Raw genomic sequence first — 273 nt, 5'->3', positions numbered from 1 at the left:
GTTTTCATGGTGTCCACTTCGCCTTTGCTCCGGGGCCGGGAGTTCCAGCGTAGTCGGGCTTCGGGGTTAGAGCAGCGCTATTGCGTTCGCCGGCGAACCTGTGCCTCCCACGATGTTGAGCGGTTTGATGCTGACGAACGCGTCCCAGCTGCCGGCGGACCTCATGTGCCGGGCCAAGGGGCCCAGTCGCCAAAGCTCACCGAGGGGCATGCCGAGTTTGGCGAGGAGTTGCTGGTGCATCATGCCGTTGTCATTCGGCGCTGTCTCCAGGAA

1 pseudogene is annotated in these 273 nt (G+C 63.0%); it reads right to left on the bottom strand.

The annotated features are described in order from the left end of the window. Positions 1 to 66: 66 nt before the first annotated feature. Positions 67 to 273: pseudogene (locus ACPYOG_RS19530) on the bottom strand (cyclase family protein); the annotation flags it as partial.

It is taken from the genome of Leifsonia sp. HAY1-4F, from assembly GCF_056755275.1.
Note: the sequence above shows the minus strand (reverse complement) of the source record. Positions and strands in the feature narration are given on the sequence as shown.